Origin of the sequence: Alteromonas macleodii, from assembly GCF_903772925.1 — a bacterium.
GTDB lineage: Bacteria > Pseudomonadota > Gammaproteobacteria > Enterobacterales > Alteromonadaceae > Alteromonas > Alteromonas macleodii_A.
In genome coordinates this window covers 2,114,719-2,130,724 of sequence record NZ_LR812090.1, presented here as the reverse complement: position 1 = coordinate 2,130,724, position 16,006 = coordinate 2,114,719, and the positions used below count along the sequence as shown (strand labels likewise).

Genomic DNA, 16,006 nt, shown 5'->3' with positions numbered 1-16,006 from the left:
ATAAAAATCGCATTACTAGAAGTGTCATTCACTTTTAAATTTGCAAAAGGAACTTCCCATGAAAATTTTTGAAGCACTTCGTCAAGACCACGAAAAACAACGTTTACTGCTTAAGATCTTAGCTGAGACCAGCGGTAATACTGCGGCACGTCGCGAATACTTTGAAGAGTTAAAAACACAGCTTGAAAGTCATGCTATTGCAGAGGAGCGCCATTTTTATACGCACCTGTTAGAGAAAGATTCGACGGTAGATTTAACGCGTCACGGTATCGCGGAACACCATGAAATTGACGAGCTACTTGAAAAACTAGACGAAACTGACATGAGTTCACCGGCCTGGCTACGTCATTTAAAGAATCTACAAGAAAAAGTAGAGCATCACCTTGCCGACGAAGAGCAGAAGTTTTTTCAGGTTGCGGGCAGTGTTCTAAATGAACGTCAGAAAACTCAGCTAGCCGATGAATATAAAAAAGAAATGAAACAAGAGCTCGATGAAGAAAAACTGACAGCCTAATTAAAATAACTGAAGCGCCATTAGGCGCTTCTCTTTTTTGTTAATGTTACATGAAAAAGCCAGCTTAAAACGCTGGCTTTTGTTTGTTTCGTTACTGCTTTACAACACTTATTACATTGTTACCCGCGCAGTAGAGCGAGTGACATCACCTACTTCTTGGCAATGATATAAATTGCGTGGATAACACCTGGGAAATAACCAAGGATGGTCAGTAGGATGTTAATCCAAAAATGCGCACCCAAGCCAACTTGTAAAAATACGCCTAGCGGTGGAAGTAAAATTGATAAAAGTATACGAATGATGTCCATAATAAATTCCTTGTTTTTGAAGTAATTTCACAACTCAGTAGGCAAAATACTCACACGTAGCGATAAAATTAGGCCTATAGAGCGTTTTTACACGTCTCGTTGTTATTTTTTGCATTAACAATGCCAAGTCGCTTGAACAATGCCGAGTAACTGGAACGCACATACGTTACCTTGCTGTATATAAATACCGAGCAAACTGCATTGCGTATACTTAAAAAATAAACTTTTCCTTATAAAAAAGCTATTCACCGAAAGGCGTATTTTGAAGCCAATCATCAAGGTCTGAACGATTTAGCGGGCGGCTAATGTAATAACCTTGCGCAATATCGCAGCCCCATTCCTTCAAAATTTCAAGGGAAGCTAAATCTTCTACACCCTCAGCAACCACTTTCAAATTAAAAACATTCGCCAAACTAAGCACAGTATGAACAATTTGTTGATCGTTCTCATCGCTAGCCAGAGAAAGAATAAAGCTTTTGTCTATTTTAATCGTTTTAACAGGTAAGTTCTTTAAATAGGCCAGTGACGAATAGCCAGTACCAAAATCGTCAATCGCGAAGTGAAAGCCTCTAGCAGTTAATTCGTTAAGGTTTTCAATCGCAAGTGATGCATCAGCAACTAAATCACTTTCGGTTATTTCAAGCTCTAGGGATTCTGGTGATAGCCCCTCTTTCGTAAGCAGAGCCACAAGCTTGCTGAGTAACACTTTGTTTTGAATGTCTTGCGTCGACAGGTTCATGGCAACGGTAAACCGATAACCCTTCGACCTAAAGTAAGATAAGTCAGTAATGGTTTGCTGCATTACCCAGGTTGTTACTTGCTCTATTAACCCTGCTTGCTCGGCAATAGTGATGAATTCATCAGGCGGCACAAAACCAAGCGCGCTATTGTTCCAGCGGATCAACGCCTCCATGCTGCAAACTTTCATCGTTTGCAAATCAACCTTGGGCTGGTAAACCATAGACAGTTCGTTTTGTTGGCTCACAAGCGAGCGCTTCAATTCCGTTGTTATAGCAAGCCTGCGATTATACCTATCTTCTAAATCGGTCCGATACCGTACACACCAGCTATCACTATGAATAGCCTCATCGGTCACTATATTCATCTTTCTAAATAGCTCTTCAGAAGAAGAGGCGTCTTGAGGACACTCGATTACTGCCATAGCAACTTTAACAGGGATGGCAATTAAGTTACTTTCAACCGGCTGTTCTAAAATATGTTTAAGTGTTTCTAGCTGATCGTCGTTTAACGATTCGTGTGATATATACAGTATTTCGCCGCCAGCAAGCCGTGCAGACGTGCCAGGCCAGCGCTGCAAGCGCTCTGCAAGTGCTTTAAGTGTGTTATCACCATTCGAGTAGCCATATAAGTCATTTATGGTTCTAAACCCAATAACTGTTATAGCTACAACCTGAACCGCTCGCCCCTCTTTAAGTTCAGACTCAAAATAGCCTTCAACATAGTTTCGATTAAAAAGACCGGTTAATACATCGTGTTCAGCCTGGTAGCGAATGTGCTTTTCACGACTTTTAATACTCTCTTGCATGCTGTCTACGGCAACTGCAAGCTCTGTAATTTCTTTTAGTTTCGACGGTGATTCTAGGGTTGAACCATAACTACCCGATGCTACTTTATTTACGGCTTTAACTAGTTTAGAGACAGAGTCGCTCACATTTCTAGCCAGAAACAGGGAAAGTCCGAGCGCTACTAAAATAGCTAGTAGACAGAATGCCAATATAGTTAATTGAATACGCGTAAACGCGTTGAAATAAGACGTTGTATCGACCGCTAATGTAATAGCAACCGGTAAATTTTGCTCAGAGCCTATACTTACCTGCCGCGCCAAGTAAGTTAATTCGTCTTTAAAGGTTACATCCACCCAAGACGGATCTTGTTGTGATGCAATTATTCGTTGTGCTTCATCGTTATCTAATGTTGCCTTAATGATCTCGTTGGAATCTGCCTTAGAAATGATAATTTCGGCATCAACAAGTTGCTTTAGCTGTTCAAGTAAATCATCGTCAAATTCAACACCAATTAACATGTAGTATCTGAGTGTCGGGATCTCTACCCGAATAAGATTCAGCTCAACTAAATTATCATTTACAACAAAGAAGCCGCTGTCTCGACCTTTTGCAACAAGCGATAAACTACTCTCTACGTCCTGACCAACCTTGAATAAGTCTGTGTGGGTTGCAACAACCTTGTGATCAAGGCTCACTAACGCAATGATTTTGGTATTAAGGCGGTCTGCATAACTCGTAAATGCAGCTTCAATAGAGGGAATATTCTCGGTCCCAACGGCGCGCCTGAAGTCAAAGGAACGCGCCAGGACTTTCGATACACTTTTGATAACGGCTTGCCTGTCGGCGACAACTTTATCGAAAACTTTTTCGGCTAATAGAATATCGTGATCAATATTTTGAACAACAAGTGTGTTTGCAGAGCGCCAAACAGCGCCAATAATCAGAAGTGATGCTATTACAATCCCTATTAATAAGGTTTGGAATAAAGTCTGGCTTAGTGTCTTTTGCACTATAATGCCCCGTGAAGATTGTTGTAATTTTGAAGCAGTCGAAATAGGTATCGACGTTAAGAATAGCTGAATAACAATAATAGGGACAGGTATAACATCCTGTAAATTTTAGATTTTAACGCTTTGTTACAAATGTTTCGCTCTTAACCGATATTTGCTAAAGCTAGGCTACTAAAGAAAAAAGCGAGGAAAAGCAAAAAGCCAGCTTAGCGCTGGCTTTTATTACTATTTGGTGCGGAAAGCGGGACTTGAACCCGCACGAGCTATGCTCACCACCCCCTCAAGATGGCGTGTCTACCAATTCCACCACTTCCGCGAAACTTTTTATATGCTTAGTTTGAACCTTCAGAGCCATCAGCTACAGGAACATCAGTACCATCAGCTACAGGCACATCAGATGCTTCTGCTTCACTAGCTGGCACGTCGCTTTGCGCCGCATCTTCAATAACCGGTACATCCTGGTCAGCCGGAAGCTGCACCGGCTCTTCAACAGCCGCTGGAACTTCTAAGTTGTTCCATTCATCTTCAGCACTTTCGCGGTTGGCGGTCAATGCACCTAAAGTAAGGCTAATGAAGAAAAACAAACCTGCCAATATGCCAGTGGTACGCGTCATAAAGTTACCCGAACCAGACGAACCAAATACTGTGTTTGAACCACCTGAGCCAAATGAAGCGCCCATATCTGCGCCTTTACCCTGTTGAATTAAAACAAATCCAATAAGTAAAAGTGCAACAATTAGGTATGCTACTAATAGCACTTCGTAAATCATAAATACCTCGTCAGTTTGCCGCTTGGCAAATTGAAATAAAATCTTCAGCCTTTAAACTGGCCCCGCCAATCAACCCGCCATCAACGTCTTTCTGCGCAAATAAGGTGCTGGCATTATCTGGCTTAACACTTCCGCCGTATAAAATACGTAGGCCTTGTGCCAGCTCTGTGTCTACTTTATTAAAGTAGCCACGAATAAATTCGTGAACGTCTTGTGCTTGTTCTGGGCTTGCAGTTTTACCCGTACCTATTGCCCAAATTGGCTCATAAGCTATAACTGTTTTGCTTAGCTCATCCACAGACATTGCATTAACAAGGGCGTCCAGCTGTTCACCGACAAACGACTCTACGCTGTCAGCCTCTCTCACTTCAAGGGGTTCACCCACACAAATGATAGGAACTATGCCAGATGCGACACACTGCTTAGCTTTTAGCGCTACAAGTTCGCTTGACTCACCCTGGTCTTCGCGTCTTTCAGAGTGCCCAACGATTGCGTATTTACAACCTGCTTCTTTAAGCATTTGGACTGATAACTCACCAGTATGTGCGCCATTTTCTAAATGACTTACGTTTTGAGTACCGATAGCAAATGAACGAGTTTCAAATGCGTGTAAAAGTAGAGAAGGAGCACAAATTACGATTTCCGATTCAGCTTTTACATCAGCAAGTTTTTGATTAAATTCAGCAACTAATGCCAAATTTCCATTCATTTTCCAATTGCCAGCCACGAATGGCTTTCTTACATTTTCACTCACAACGCAGACCTTAGCCCTGTCTTTAAAGCGGGCGTGATATTAACTATTTAATTGAAAAGATACAAGCACAAAAAGCAAAATTTCCTGCTACGCCAACTAATTGGCGAGATTACGAACAGTTTCAGCAATATGCTCAGCCCATTTATGAGATTGTGCATCGTCGTTCGACTCTACCATCACTCGAATTAGTGGTTCAGTACCACTTTTACGCAGTAACACCCTACCCGTCTTACCTAATGCAGATTCCGCTTCTTTCTTAGCGTTTTGTACATCTTGATGTGACAGGTAATCCACTTCTTGGTTTGCGTAACGCACGTTAACCAATGTTTGCGGGTACATGTCAAAACCGCTCGCTAAGTCGTGTAGATCCATTTGAGAACGCAACATTGCAGCAAGCACTTGAAGCCCAGCAACAATACCATCACCCGTAGAGCTCATATTTAGATTGAGAACATGACCTGAATTTTCACCACCAATAGTCCAGCCTTTCTGCTGCAGCAATTCCATCACGTATCTGTCGCCTACGTTACTTCTTACAAATGGAACACCTAGCTTCGAAAGCGCGTTTTCAAGACCAAGGTTACTCATCAAAGTGCCCACTACACCGCCCTGCATCTTGCCATTTTTAAGCGCATCACGGGCAATAATGTAAACAATCTGGTCACCGTCTAAAACGTTTCCTAGGTGGTCTACCATCATAATGCGATCGCCGTCGCCATCTAACGCAAAGCCAAGGTCAGCGCCTGTCTCTTTAACCTTTTCTACAATCGCATTCATTGAAGTTGCGCCAACGCCGTCGTTGATGTTTAGGCCATCAGGCGCTGTTCCTAGTTCAACTACTGTTGCGCCTAGTTCGCGAAGAACGTTTGGCGCTATGTGATATGTAGCGCCATGCGCGCAATCCACTACTATTTTGAGGCCCGTTAACGATAGCTCAGAAGGGAATGTACCCTTACAAAATTCAATGTAGCGGCCTGCTGCGTCATTAATTCGAGTAGCTTTACCTAACTTGTCAGACGCTACGCATGTCATTGGGCGCTCTAACATGTCTTCAATAGCTAGCTCAATATCGTCATCTAGCTTAAAGCCTTGAGCAGAGAAGAATTTGATGCCGTTATCGTAAAAAGGGTTATGGGAGGCACTGATTACGATACCCGCTTCAGAACGGAATGTTTTCGTTAGATACGCAATAGCCGGTGTGGGCATAGGTCCTAGCAAGCCGATATTAATGCCTGCAGCTGATAGACCAGCTTCTAGCGAGGACTCTAGCATATAGCCAGATATACGTGTGTCTTTCCCGATAAGTACTTTATTTGTGCCGCGGCCAGCTAGAACTTTACCCGCTGCCCATCCTAATTTGGTCACAAACTCTGGGTTGATATTGCTCTCACCCACTTTTCCACGTATACCATCGGTGCCGAAATATTTGCGCTGAGTCATTATTATTCCTTATTTAATCGTATTCAGCATTTTCACGATATTGACAGCGTCCGCTGTTTCTTTAACGTCGTGAACGCGAATAATCTGTGCGCCCATTTGGGCGACAATTGTAGCGAGGCTTACGCTTCCAGCCAAGCGCTCATCTACTTTTCTATTAAGCAAATTGCCTATCATTGATTTGCGTGACATTCCAACTAAGACGGGAAAGCCCAAAGACATAATATCAGGCAGATGTTTAACCAGGGCATAGTTATGCTCTAGCGTTTTACCAAATCCGTAACCTGGGTCGAACAATATTGACTCTTTCGCAATGCCTGCTTGCTCACACACTTTTGTGCGAGCTATTAAAAACTGACTTACTTCCTCAATTACATTGCTATATTCGGGGTTATTTTGCATAGTTCGCGGTTGCCCCTTCATATGCATTAAGCATACGGGTACGGCAGCGGTCGCGGCGGCTTCTAGCGCGCCGGATTCTTGTAAAGCACGTACATCATTAATTAACCCTGCACCCGCGTTGACTGCTTCACGCATTACTTCTGCTTTACTGGTATCAATAGATATCACAGCATCGCTATTTTTTGCGACTGCTTCAATAACAGGTATTGTGCGGTCTAGTTCTTCTTGCAGAGATACATCAGGTGCACCAGGTCGTGTAGATTCACCACCAATGTCGATGAAGGTTGCGCCATCATCAAGCATGCGATGCGCATGTTCAACTGCTTGTGTCACATTGGCGTGCTTGCCACCGTCAGAGAAAGAGTCAGGGGTTACATTTAATATGCCCATCACATGAGACTGTGATAGATCGACGAAGTGCTTTCCAAACTGCATGAATTACTCGCATTATTGTTCTTTAAAGATGAAGCTATAAAGCAAACTGATTTTAACCCACAGAGAAAGCGATAAGCATTAGGTTAAAATCAACCTGCTCTAACAAAAAACGCCAGCTGAACTGGCGTTTTTTAATTAGTGTAGCGGCTTAGCTTGGGATATCGCCCGGCTTGCCTACAGATGGTTTATCAACACCATCGTTTTTAATTTCACCTTCGCGAACTGGTGCACCACCGCTTGGCTTATCGCCACCAGACGGCTTGCTGTCATCCCAGTCTGCAGGAGGACGAACGTCAGTGCGGTTCATCAGATCATCGATTTGCTTAGCATCAATAGTTTCGTACTTCATCAGCGCGTCTTTCATTGAGTGTAAGATATCAATGTTGTCTTCAAGGATTTTTTGAGCGCGTTCGTAGTTGCTGTCGATCAATGACTTGATTTCGGCATCAATAGCACGTGCTGTGTCGTCAGACATATTGGTTGCCTTAGACATAGACTTACCTAGGAACACTTCACCTTCGTCTTCAGCATAAAGCATTGGGCCCATTTTGCTCGACAAGCCCCACTGGGTCACCATCTTACGTGCAATTTCAGTTGCGCGCTCGATGTCGTTAGATGCACCCGTTGTTACTTTATCGTCGCCGTAAATGATGGCTTCAGCAATACGCCCACCAAACAAGCTAGAAATCATGCTTTCTAAGTGTTGTTTAGAATGACTTACACGGTCTTGCTCAGGCAAGTACATGGTCACACCCAACGCGCGACCGCGAGGAATGATCGATACTTTATAAACCGGATCGTGCTCTGGCACTAAGCGACCAACAATGGCGTGACCTGCTTCGTGATACGCTGTCATTTCTTTTTCAGGCTCAGACATCACCATAGACTTACGCTCAGAGCCCATCATGATTTTGTCTTTCGCTTTCTCAAACTCTTCCATTGAAACAAGGCGCTTGTTGCCGCGAGCAGCGAACAATGCAGCTTCGTTTACTAGGTTAGCAAGGTCAGCACCTGAGAAACCTGGTGTACCGCGAGCAATAACTGACGGTTCTACGTTATCAGCCACTGGCACTTTGCGAATGTGAACCTTAAGAATTTGTTCACGGCCGCGGATATCAGGAAGACCAACCACTACTTGACGGTCAAAACGACCAGGACGAAGAAGCGCAGGGTCTAATACGTCAGGGCGGTTAGTTGCCGCAATAACGATGATACCTTCATGACCTTCAAAGCCGTCCATTTCAACAAGCATTTGGTTAAGTGTTTGTTCACGCTCGTCGTGACCACCACCTAAACCTGCACCACGTTGACGGCCTACCGCATCAATTTCGTCAATGAAGATAATGCAAGGCGCTGCTTTCTTAGCTTGTTCGAACATATCACGAACACGCGATGCACCAACACCCACGAACATCTCAACAAAATCAGAACCCGAGATAGTAAAGAAAGGTACTTTTGCTTCACCCGCGATAGCTTTCGCAAGCAAAGTTTTACCCGTACCAGGAGGACCTACCATAAGTACGCCCTTCGGAATTTTACCGCCAAGCTTCTGGAACTTAGACGGGTCGCGAAGGAAGTCAACTAACTCAGATACGTCTTCTTTAGCTTCATCACAGCCTGCTACGTCAGCAAATGTCGTCTTAATTTGGTCTTCACCAAGTAAGCGAGCTTTGCTTTTACCGAAAGACATAGCGCCACGGCCGCCACCACCTTGCATTTGACGCATGAAGAATATCCATACACCGATAAGCAATAACATGGGGAACCATGAAATAAAAATTGACGTTAGAAGAGACTGCTCTTCCGGTGGTTCACCGTAAACTCTTACATCGTTTTTGACTAAGTCAGATACCAACTTGTCATCAAAGTAAGGTACGAATGTTTGGAAAGTTTCGCCTGAACGCTTTGTACCGCGAATTTCGCCACTATTGTTGATGCGAACTTCACGAATATTTCCCTGTTCTGCTTCTCTCAAAAACGTTGTGTAGTCAGTTTGCGAACGAGACGATTCACTCGGTGAAAAGCTCTGAAAAACCGACATTAAAACAACGGCGATGACTAACCATAAGATTAAATTTTTTGCCATATCGCTCAATGCTACTAACCTCTATAAACCCGAATTGCTTGTATATTCAACAAGTTGTTTATTGAATAAACGGCACAACTCGCAACGAAAACCGCTTAACCCAAAGCGTACTACACTTTATACCCACAAGCCACCAAATACACCTCACGAGAACGTGATCTGGACGAGTCAGGCTTACGCGTCTTTATGGTTGTGAAAGATTGTTTAAGCGCGTTCATGAACTCAACAAACCCTTCACCTTGGAACACCTTAATAACAAAAGAACCTCCAGGCTTTAAAACTTGGTGACACATATCTAGCGCTAGTTCGCAAAGGTACATAGAGCGAGATTGGTCAACCGAAGCGTTACCTGCAAGGTTCGGTGCCATATCAGACAACACAATATCTACGGTGTTCCCACCGATTCTGTTCAATAGTGCGTCGAGAACCGCGTCCTCTCTGAAATCACCTTGTAAAAAGTCTACGCCGACTATCGGGTCCATTGGCAAAATATCGCACGCGATAACTTGACCATTGTCGCCAACAAGCTGTGCAGCTAACTGAGACCAGCCTCCTGGTGCAGCACCAAGGTCTACAAGTGTCATTCCTGGCTTTATAAGCTTATCTTTTTTCTGGATTTCTTCCAGTTTATAAATAGCTCGCGAGCGCCAACCTTCCTTATTTGCTTTCTGCACATAATGGTCGTTGACGTGTTCTTGTAACCAGCGTTTACTGCTGGCGGAGTGTTTCTTTTTTGTCATTCCAGTACAATGTCATTAGGATTGTAGAGAAGATGGCGTTAGAATACGTAATTTCAAGCATAAACTAACAGATTAATTGTAAGAAATATTACTAGATGAAACTTTCAAATAAACAGAAACAATTCCTAAAAGGTCTTGCACACCCGTTAAAACCTGTTGTGCAGCTAGGTGGGAACGGCCTGACAGAAGGTGTAGTTGCTGAGATTGACAACGCACTTAGTCACCATGAATTAATTAAAGTTAAGGTGCCAACCGATGATCGCGAAGAAAAAGCGCTTATCATGGATGCCATTGTACGTGAAACCAACTCAGTTAAGCTTCAGGTAATTGGTCACACGCTAATTATCTACCGTCAAAGCGAAGACTGTAAAATTCAGTTGCCAAAATAGCTACAAAGTAACTGAATAAAAGGTGCCGTTCCCTTTCGGCACCATAGTTTTTCTTCTTACTTCCCGTTAACATCACGTTAATAATAGTGAACAAACAGGGTTTAAGGGAAAACTATGACGCTAAATAATCTTACCGCCGTTGTCACTGGCGGTTGTTCAGGACTTGGTCACGCAACTGCTATCGCGCTACGCGATGCGGGTGCTAACGTCAGCCTTTTCGATCTAAATGACGAACTTGGCGCGCAACGCGTTGAAGAATTAGGTAAGGACAACACGCTTTTCACCAAAACCGATGTTCGTGATGAGGCTTCTGTTCAAGCGGCTATAGACGCGACAACCGAAAGATTTGGGGCCATTTCTTTAGTGGTTAACTGCGCAGGTATCGCCCCTGCAAAACGTTTACTTGATAAAGAAGGCAACCCTGCCCCGCTTGGCGATTTTCAGAAAACTATCGATATCAACTTGGTCGGCAGTTTTAACGTATCTCGTTTGGTGGCTGCAACTATGGCCAAACAGTCGCCCATTAACGAAGAAGGTGAACGCGGTCTTATTATCAATACTGCTTCAGTTGCGGGCTATGAAGGTCAAATAGGCCAAACTGCCTATGCCGCAAGTAAAGGCGGCATTATTGGTCTAACTCTACCAATGGCACGAGATTTAGCACCTTTAGGCATTCGTGTGAATACCATAGCGCCGGGTGTAATGGGCACGCCAATGCTGCTTGCTATGCCTGAAAAAGTACAAGACGCCCTTTCTGCTAACGTTCAGTTTCCTAAGCGCCTTGGCCTGCCTGAAGAGTTTGCTAAATTAGTTATTCATATGGCGAACAACAGTTACTTGAATGGTGAGACAATCCGCTTAGACGGCGGGCTGCGCATGCCACCAAAATAGGAAAAAGTACAAAATCATAAACACCGGTTTTACAAATAACGAGCATTAAAAACCTTCAAAAGCGGGAGCATAAGCTCCCTTTTTTCTCAGGGTGGCTAAAACCACTGACCCTTTTTTAATAGAAGTCGCGCTAGTCGCTAGAAGTAAGTATAGAGATAAGTTTCTGGAAGAGAAATTGCTTCATCTTCGTTAACACGTAACTCAGGATGTAAAGCGGTAAGTCTTTCATAACTTTCCGGGTAATAAAGCTTTACCAATTTCATTCGACTTTTATGAAATTTATCAATAGTGGGCTTAAAACGCATAAGTTCGTTAACCGTTTTTTCAATACGCATTAGTGAGCTAGTGTTTTTTCTGATGTTTAGTGCAATATGAAGAGGATCTTGCCCTTCATTTGAGCCACTGAATTGGACATTATTTTCAAAGAGGTACGATATTAATTCCGCATCATGCTTTGACGCTGCATAGTAAACTAAACTCTTACCATAAGCGTCAGGTTCGTAAATGGGGACACCCAAGACTGACATATTTTCTATAAAGTCACTGTTCAAAAGTCTTCTGAAGGTTAACTGGTTATAATCATTTATCCCGCTCCAGAATGGGCTCTGAATTATGGCGGAATAGCCTGTTTGAAACATCAGCAACTTGTACATCACAAATTCATACTGACTTTTATGCACAGGCTCAGACAATATTAAATCAATGCCTTGTTGCGCTTTCCCCTTTCTAAAATAAGTGTATGAAGAATCTATTCTATCTATCAAAGCTTGATTTACAGGTACACCTTCGGTGGGTGTTCTATATTTACGAAGGTAATAATCAAGTAGCACTGGATCTGTACCAGAAAGTTTACCGATGATCGCTTTTTTATCACCATCAAAACGTGAAGCAACCTCGGATACGACATCATGTATTTCTCGTGGTTGCCAGCGTTTGTTTAGCTCTGTCACGTGCGCGTTACATTCCTTAATGATACGATTTAACTCGGTTTGATTTAAGCTTCCCTGTACACTTGCCAACAGTTGTTTTTCTAACGTTTCAATGAGCGGATGATTTTCACTTATGCGTATGTTTTTTCTTTGGCCTATTGAAGTTAAATCCAAATTATAGTCAATGATGAGCGTCTGAATTTCGCTTTCGTCAAATCTGAAAAATTGTCGAGGAAAACGCCCTTCTACCAGTTCATACGTTTGTGACTCGAAACGCGCGGCTGCGTTAAAATCCAATAACTTTAATACAATATTAGCTGCGGATGCCCGGTTATCAGTATGATAGCCGTGTGTCAGTGCACTAAGTGCCCACTCCATACTAGAGCCTAAATATTCGTCTTGCGTGGGTCTAAATCCCCGCTTAAGCATGAAGCTAACAATATTATCGCGATGACCCATAATGGCATAGTCAAGAAGCGAAGTTGTGGCGTAACGATCATAGGAAACTTTGGCAAAAGGATTTTCTAGCGCTTCGAACATCATGAGTATGCTGTCATCTGATGTACTTTTATCAATAAGAAAGTACGCAACATCGTCAACACTCACATCGTTTTCAGCAAGCGTCGTTTGTTTTTCTAATAACGTTAAATGCTCGAAATTTTTAAGCTCTGGATTGGGAACCTTTATCATCACAGATAAGCCCCATTCTTTAGCTAAAGGCTCTGCATCAAAGAATCTGTCGTTCAAATCCTTAGTTTGCAAAGAAGTTGGCGCGTCACTTCTTAAGTATTTAATTCGAAAACTTTCAGCAAAATTTGAGTTGAGAAAATGTTCAACAACCAGTGTGACTTCATTAAGAGAATAGATACCCTCTTTGACGTAACCATCCCAACTGGGATAGCTATTACGTGCCCAGTTGGATTTTTGCTGATTTTGCTGGTTAATAATTGTTAAACAAGAAGAGTAGTTCTTAGTATCAGCGTGGGATATTTCTTCCGTATTATTATCTGTTGTCGAGTCAGTAACGTTATATTCTTCGACGGGCGAATACGTTGTTTCGTTTGCATCGGAAGAGTATCGACTACTTACATAAATAACCCCGCAACCAAGTAGCACAACCCCTATGCCAATTAATAGCCTTTTGTTCATTGCTATGTACTCCCTTACTCAAATGAATTCGTACCCTTATTCTCATTTACCCCCGTCACATCACCCTCTGCTTCCCCAAAAACAAGCGAACTACGCTCGAAGCCTATTATTCGCCATCGCCACCATTCACAATAAGGGCAATATTGTATAAACGATTCACGGCATGGTAGTTAATTGAATTTTTCGGATAACGTCCTTTACTGCTAATTTTACCTGCTTCCTGTTCCATTAGAATAGTTAGCGCGTCATCAACGGTTTCAACGGTGTAAATGTGAAACAGACCTTTTTTCACAGCGTCGATAACGGTGACGTCTAATACCAAATTAATCGCATTCGATTTAGGAATAATAACGCCCTGCGTACCGGTTAGGCCGCGGTGCTGACACAAGTCGAAAAAGCCTTCTATCTTTTCGTTCACACCGCCCACCGCTTGCACTTCACCATATTGGTTTATTGAACCTGTAATAGCCAAAGTTTGTAGGCACGGGATTTCAGTAAGAGCAGATATAAGCGCAACCAGTTCTCCAAGGGATGCGCTGTCGCCGTCTATATGACCGTATGACTGCTCTAATGCGATGTTGGCAGATAACGTTAACGGGAAATGCTGAGCGTATTTATTACCTAAATAGCCGTTAAGTAACATAACCCCTTTAGAGTGTATGGGCTGTCCAAGCTCTACTTCACGCTCGATATCAACTACGCCACTTGCCCCAGCAAACACAGTAGATGTGATGCGTGCAGGCGTACCAAATGCGGTGTCACCAATATCCAATACGGTTAATCCGTTTACTTTTCCTACCGCTTTGCCCTCAGTAGCAATAAGCACGTGACCTTCTTTAATATCGTTTAAAAGCGTTTGACTAACGCGGCCTGTGCGACGTTTTTTGGCACTTAATGCTGTTTTTAAATGATCGAGCTCTAGCGTGTCGGCATTCGACTTCTTGCAGAAATAGTAAGCTTCATTAACTAGCTCGATAACTTCAGCAAAATGCGCGGAGAGCTTTTCTTTGTGTTCGGCCATTCTAAGCGAATACTCAACCAACCTGCACATGGCGTTAGCCGTTATACCTTCAAGCCCTAATGTATTAAGATGCGCTCGCACCTTGCCCACAAAGTCGAAAAGCGCCTGTCGAGTAACGGGGATTTCTAAATCAAAATCCACTAACACTCTGAATAGCTCGTCAAACTCATCATCATAATCTTGCAGGGTGTAGTACAAATCGCGAGAGCCTAGCAAAACGATTTTCACATTTAAGTCGATAGGCTGAGGGTTTAGTGTGATGTTATTCACCATACCCACGTCTTGCTGCGGTAAATCCATGCGCAAACGCTGGGACTTAATGGCAAGTTTCAGGGTATCCCACACAAAAGGCTGCTCGATTAGTTGGTCGACATCCAGTAAAAGGTAGCCGCCATTTGCGCGGTGCAGTGCTCCTGACTGTATCATTCTGTAATTGGTAAATACGCTACCATGAATGTTGGTATATTCAATTTTACCGAACAGGTTTTGGTAGGTAGGGTTCGGCTCGTAAATAACAGGTGCCGCATCGTCTAATTTATTTGATACCAATACATTAGGAAGAAACTGCTCTTCTAAAAATATCTTCTTATCGAAATCGTCACTCTTTTCCTCTTTTTGCTCTTCATTATGAATAACTAAGATAGCGTTAACCAAAGCGGTTTTAAGCTGTTTTAGATACTTCATAACCCCAAGCTCAGAGGCGTATTTGTGCTCAAACACTTTGATAAGGGGCTTAATCACATGCTCTGCGGTCTTTTTGTCAAGCTCACGCAGCCTTTCTGAATTTTCGCGCTTCCACGTAGGTAAACTTAACAGACTTTCACTCAGTCTATTTTCTAAATCATCTATGAGCGTGTAAAAGCCTTCTCGCTGCTCGTCTGTAAGCGATGCAAAATCAGTATCTCTTATTGGCTTGCCATTAATGATAGGTGAAAACGTAATTGAGCCACCCTCTTCATAAAGCGCAACGTCGTTAGCTTGTGCGTAACGCTCTACAGCATCAATAGCTGCATCGTACTTTTGTTCAAACTCTCTGGAAATAGATGCACGGCGGCGCTGATAACCAGGGTTATCAAATGCAATAGGCAGTGAATCCAAGACATCATCGATAAGTGCAGCCATATCTTTTTGAAATGCCTTACCGCCACCAGGCGGGAATTTTAGCGCTACTGGCTGGCGTTCGTCGTCAAAGTTGTTGATATAACACCAATCGTCGGGTGCACGAAGCTGTGCGACTTGGCGTTCAATGTAGTCTTTTACTAAAGTGAAACGCCCTGTGGCAGGCTCACCCATTACGTAAAGGTTGTAACCTTTGGTGTTAATACCTAATCCAAAAGTGAGCGCTTCCCGTGCACGCTCTTGCCCAATAAAAGTCGCGTTTAGCGCTTCATCGTCTTTTAAGGCACTGTTTACCGCTCGGCGATTTATGGTAGGTGATAGCGCGTCTACATTTAACGCATATATATTAGTGTCTACAGACATGCCTGTTCTATTTTCGTTTCTTTACTTAAGTGAAACCCTAATTAACAGCACTGTCAAACGGTTAACTCTAATAAGGCAGCTTTACGTTGTTAATTGCACAACAAACAACCAGCTCAGTGTCTTTATGGGCACGTTTAGGCATATTGCTCAGGCTTTAACTCCT

General features: G+C 43.0%; 13 protein-coding genes and 1 tRNA gene. 3 read left to right on the top strand and 11 right to left on the bottom strand.

Annotated features, from left to right (window positions below; genetic code table 11):
- Positions 1-58 precede the first annotated feature (58 nt).
- Positions 59-514, top strand: coding sequence for a hemerythrin domain-containing protein (locus PCAR9_RS09190; RefSeq protein WP_179983334.1), 456 nt, complete (start codon positions 59-61; stop codon positions 512-514).
- A 149-nt stretch (positions 515-663) separates the two neighbouring features.
- Here PCAR9_RS09190 and PCAR9_RS09185 read toward each other — a convergent pair whose 3' ends face one another.
- From PCAR9_RS09185 to rlmE, 9 genes are all read right to left on the bottom strand, one after another.
- Complete coding sequence (locus tag PCAR9_RS09185; RefSeq protein ID WP_015067141.1) at positions 664-822, bottom strand: YqaE/Pmp3 family membrane protein; 159 nt, start codon at positions 820-822, stop codon at positions 664-666.
- A 241-nt stretch (positions 823-1,063) separates the two neighbouring features.
- Positions 1,064-3,358: a putative bifunctional diguanylate cyclase/phosphodiesterase gene (locus tag PCAR9_RS09180; protein WP_179983333.1), complete on the bottom strand. Its 2,295-nt coding sequence runs from the start codon at positions 3,356-3,358 to the stop codon at positions 1,064-1,066.
- Positions 3,359-3,588: 230 nt separating this feature from the next.
- A tRNA-Leu gene (locus tag PCAR9_RS09175) sits at positions 3,589-3,674 on the bottom strand.
- 16 nt (positions 3,675-3,690) lie between these two features.
- Positions 3,691-4,128: a preprotein translocase subunit SecG gene (secG, locus tag PCAR9_RS09170; protein WP_179983332.1), complete on the bottom strand. Its 438-nt coding sequence runs from the start codon at positions 4,126-4,128 to the stop codon at positions 3,691-3,693.
- 10 nt (positions 4,129-4,138) lie between these two features.
- Positions 4,139-4,882 (bottom strand): triose-phosphate isomerase, encoded by a 744-nt coding sequence (gene tpiA, locus PCAR9_RS09165; RefSeq protein ID WP_179983331.1) that lies wholly within the window; start codon positions 4,880-4,882, stop codon positions 4,139-4,141.
- A 96-nt stretch (positions 4,883-4,978) separates the two neighbouring features.
- The gene (gene glmM, locus PCAR9_RS09160) at positions 4,979-6,322 is read right to left on the bottom strand and encodes a phosphoglucosamine mutase (RefSeq protein ID WP_179983330.1); all 1,344 of its coding nucleotides are present in this window, start codon (positions 6,320-6,322) and stop codon (positions 4,979-4,981) included.
- 9 nt (positions 6,323-6,331) lie between these two features.
- Positions 6,332-7,156: a dihydropteroate synthase gene (folP, locus tag PCAR9_RS09155; RefSeq protein WP_179983329.1), complete on the bottom strand. Its 825-nt coding sequence runs from the start codon at positions 7,154-7,156 to the stop codon at positions 6,332-6,334.
- 148 nt (positions 7,157-7,304) lie between these two features.
- Positions 7,305-9,251 carry an ATP-dependent zinc metalloprotease FtsH gene (ftsH, locus tag PCAR9_RS09150; protein ID WP_179983328.1) on the bottom strand — a complete coding sequence of 649 codons (1,947 nt, stop codon included), beginning with the start codon at positions 9,249-9,251 and terminating at the stop codon, positions 7,305-7,307.
- A 101-nt stretch (positions 9,252-9,352) separates the two neighbouring features.
- Positions 9,353-9,982 carry a 23S rRNA (uridine(2552)-2'-O)-methyltransferase RlmE gene (gene rlmE, locus PCAR9_RS09145; RefSeq protein WP_014949364.1) on the bottom strand — a complete coding sequence of 210 codons (630 nt, stop codon included), beginning with the start codon at positions 9,980-9,982 and terminating at the stop codon, positions 9,353-9,355.
- Between the two features lie 95 nt (positions 9,983-10,077).
- On the opposite strand from rlmE, the gene yhbY reads away from it, so the two are divergent.
- Positions 10,078-10,371, top strand: a complete 294-nt coding sequence (gene yhbY, locus PCAR9_RS09140; protein WP_014949363.1) for a ribosome assembly RNA-binding protein YhbY — start codon at positions 10,078-10,080, stop codon at positions 10,369-10,371.
- Between the two features lie 114 nt (positions 10,372-10,485).
- Positions 10,486-11,262 (top strand): 3-hydroxyacyl-CoA dehydrogenase, encoded by a 777-nt coding sequence (locus PCAR9_RS09135; RefSeq protein ID WP_179983327.1) that lies wholly within the window; start codon positions 10,486-10,488, stop codon positions 11,260-11,262.
- A 137-nt stretch (positions 11,263-11,399) separates the two neighbouring features.
- On the opposite strand, the gene PCAR9_RS09130 is transcribed toward PCAR9_RS09135, so the two are convergent.
- Both PCAR9_RS09130 and PCAR9_RS09125 read right to left on the bottom strand, forming a co-directional pair.
- The gene (locus tag PCAR9_RS09130) at positions 11,400-13,340 is read right to left on the bottom strand and encodes a hypothetical protein (RefSeq protein ID WP_179983326.1); all 1,941 of its coding nucleotides are present in this window, start codon (positions 13,338-13,340) and stop codon (positions 11,400-11,402) included.
- A 106-nt stretch (positions 13,341-13,446) separates the two neighbouring features.
- A complete protein-coding gene (locus PCAR9_RS09125) occupies positions 13,447-15,843 on the bottom strand; it encodes a Lon protease family protein (protein WP_179983325.1) in 2,397 nt (798 codons plus the stop codon).
- Positions 15,844-16,006: the final 163 nt, after the last annotated feature.

Bases quoted from the DNA above. Each gene is read 5' to 3' on its own strand.
- PCAR9_RS09190 (WP_179983334.1), top strand. From the start codon at position 59: ATGAAAATTTTTGAAGCACTTCGTCAAGACCACGAAAAACAACGTTTA.
- PCAR9_RS09185 (WP_015067141.1), bottom strand. From the start codon at position 822: ATGGACATCATTCGTATACTTTTATCAATTTTACTTCCACCGCTAGGC.
- secG (WP_179983332.1), bottom strand. From the start codon at position 4,128: ATGATTTACGAAGTGCTATTAGTAGCATACCTAATTGTTGCACTTTTA.
- glmM (WP_179983330.1), bottom strand. From the start codon at position 6,322: ATGACTCAGCGCAAATATTTCGGCACCGATGGTATACGTGGAAAAGTG.
- folP (WP_179983329.1), bottom strand. From the start codon at position 7,156: ATGCAGTTTGGAAAGCACTTCGTCGATCTATCACAGTCTCATGTGATG.
- rlmE (WP_014949364.1), bottom strand. From the start codon at position 9,982: ATGACAAAAAAGAAACACTCCGCCAGCAGTAAACGCTGGTTACAAGAA.
- yhbY (WP_014949363.1), top strand. From the start codon at position 10,078: ATGAAACTTTCAAATAAACAGAAACAATTCCTAAAAGGTCTTGCACAC.
- PCAR9_RS09135 (WP_179983327.1), top strand. From the start codon at position 10,486: ATGACGCTAAATAATCTTACCGCCGTTGTCACTGGCGGTTGTTCAGGA.
- PCAR9_RS09130 (WP_179983326.1), bottom strand. From the start codon at position 13,340: ATGAACAAAAGGCTATTAATTGGCATAGGGGTTGTGCTACTTGGTTGC.
- PCAR9_RS09125 (WP_179983325.1), bottom strand. From the start codon at position 15,843: ATGTCTGTAGACACTAATATATATGCGTTAAATGTAGACGCGCTATCA.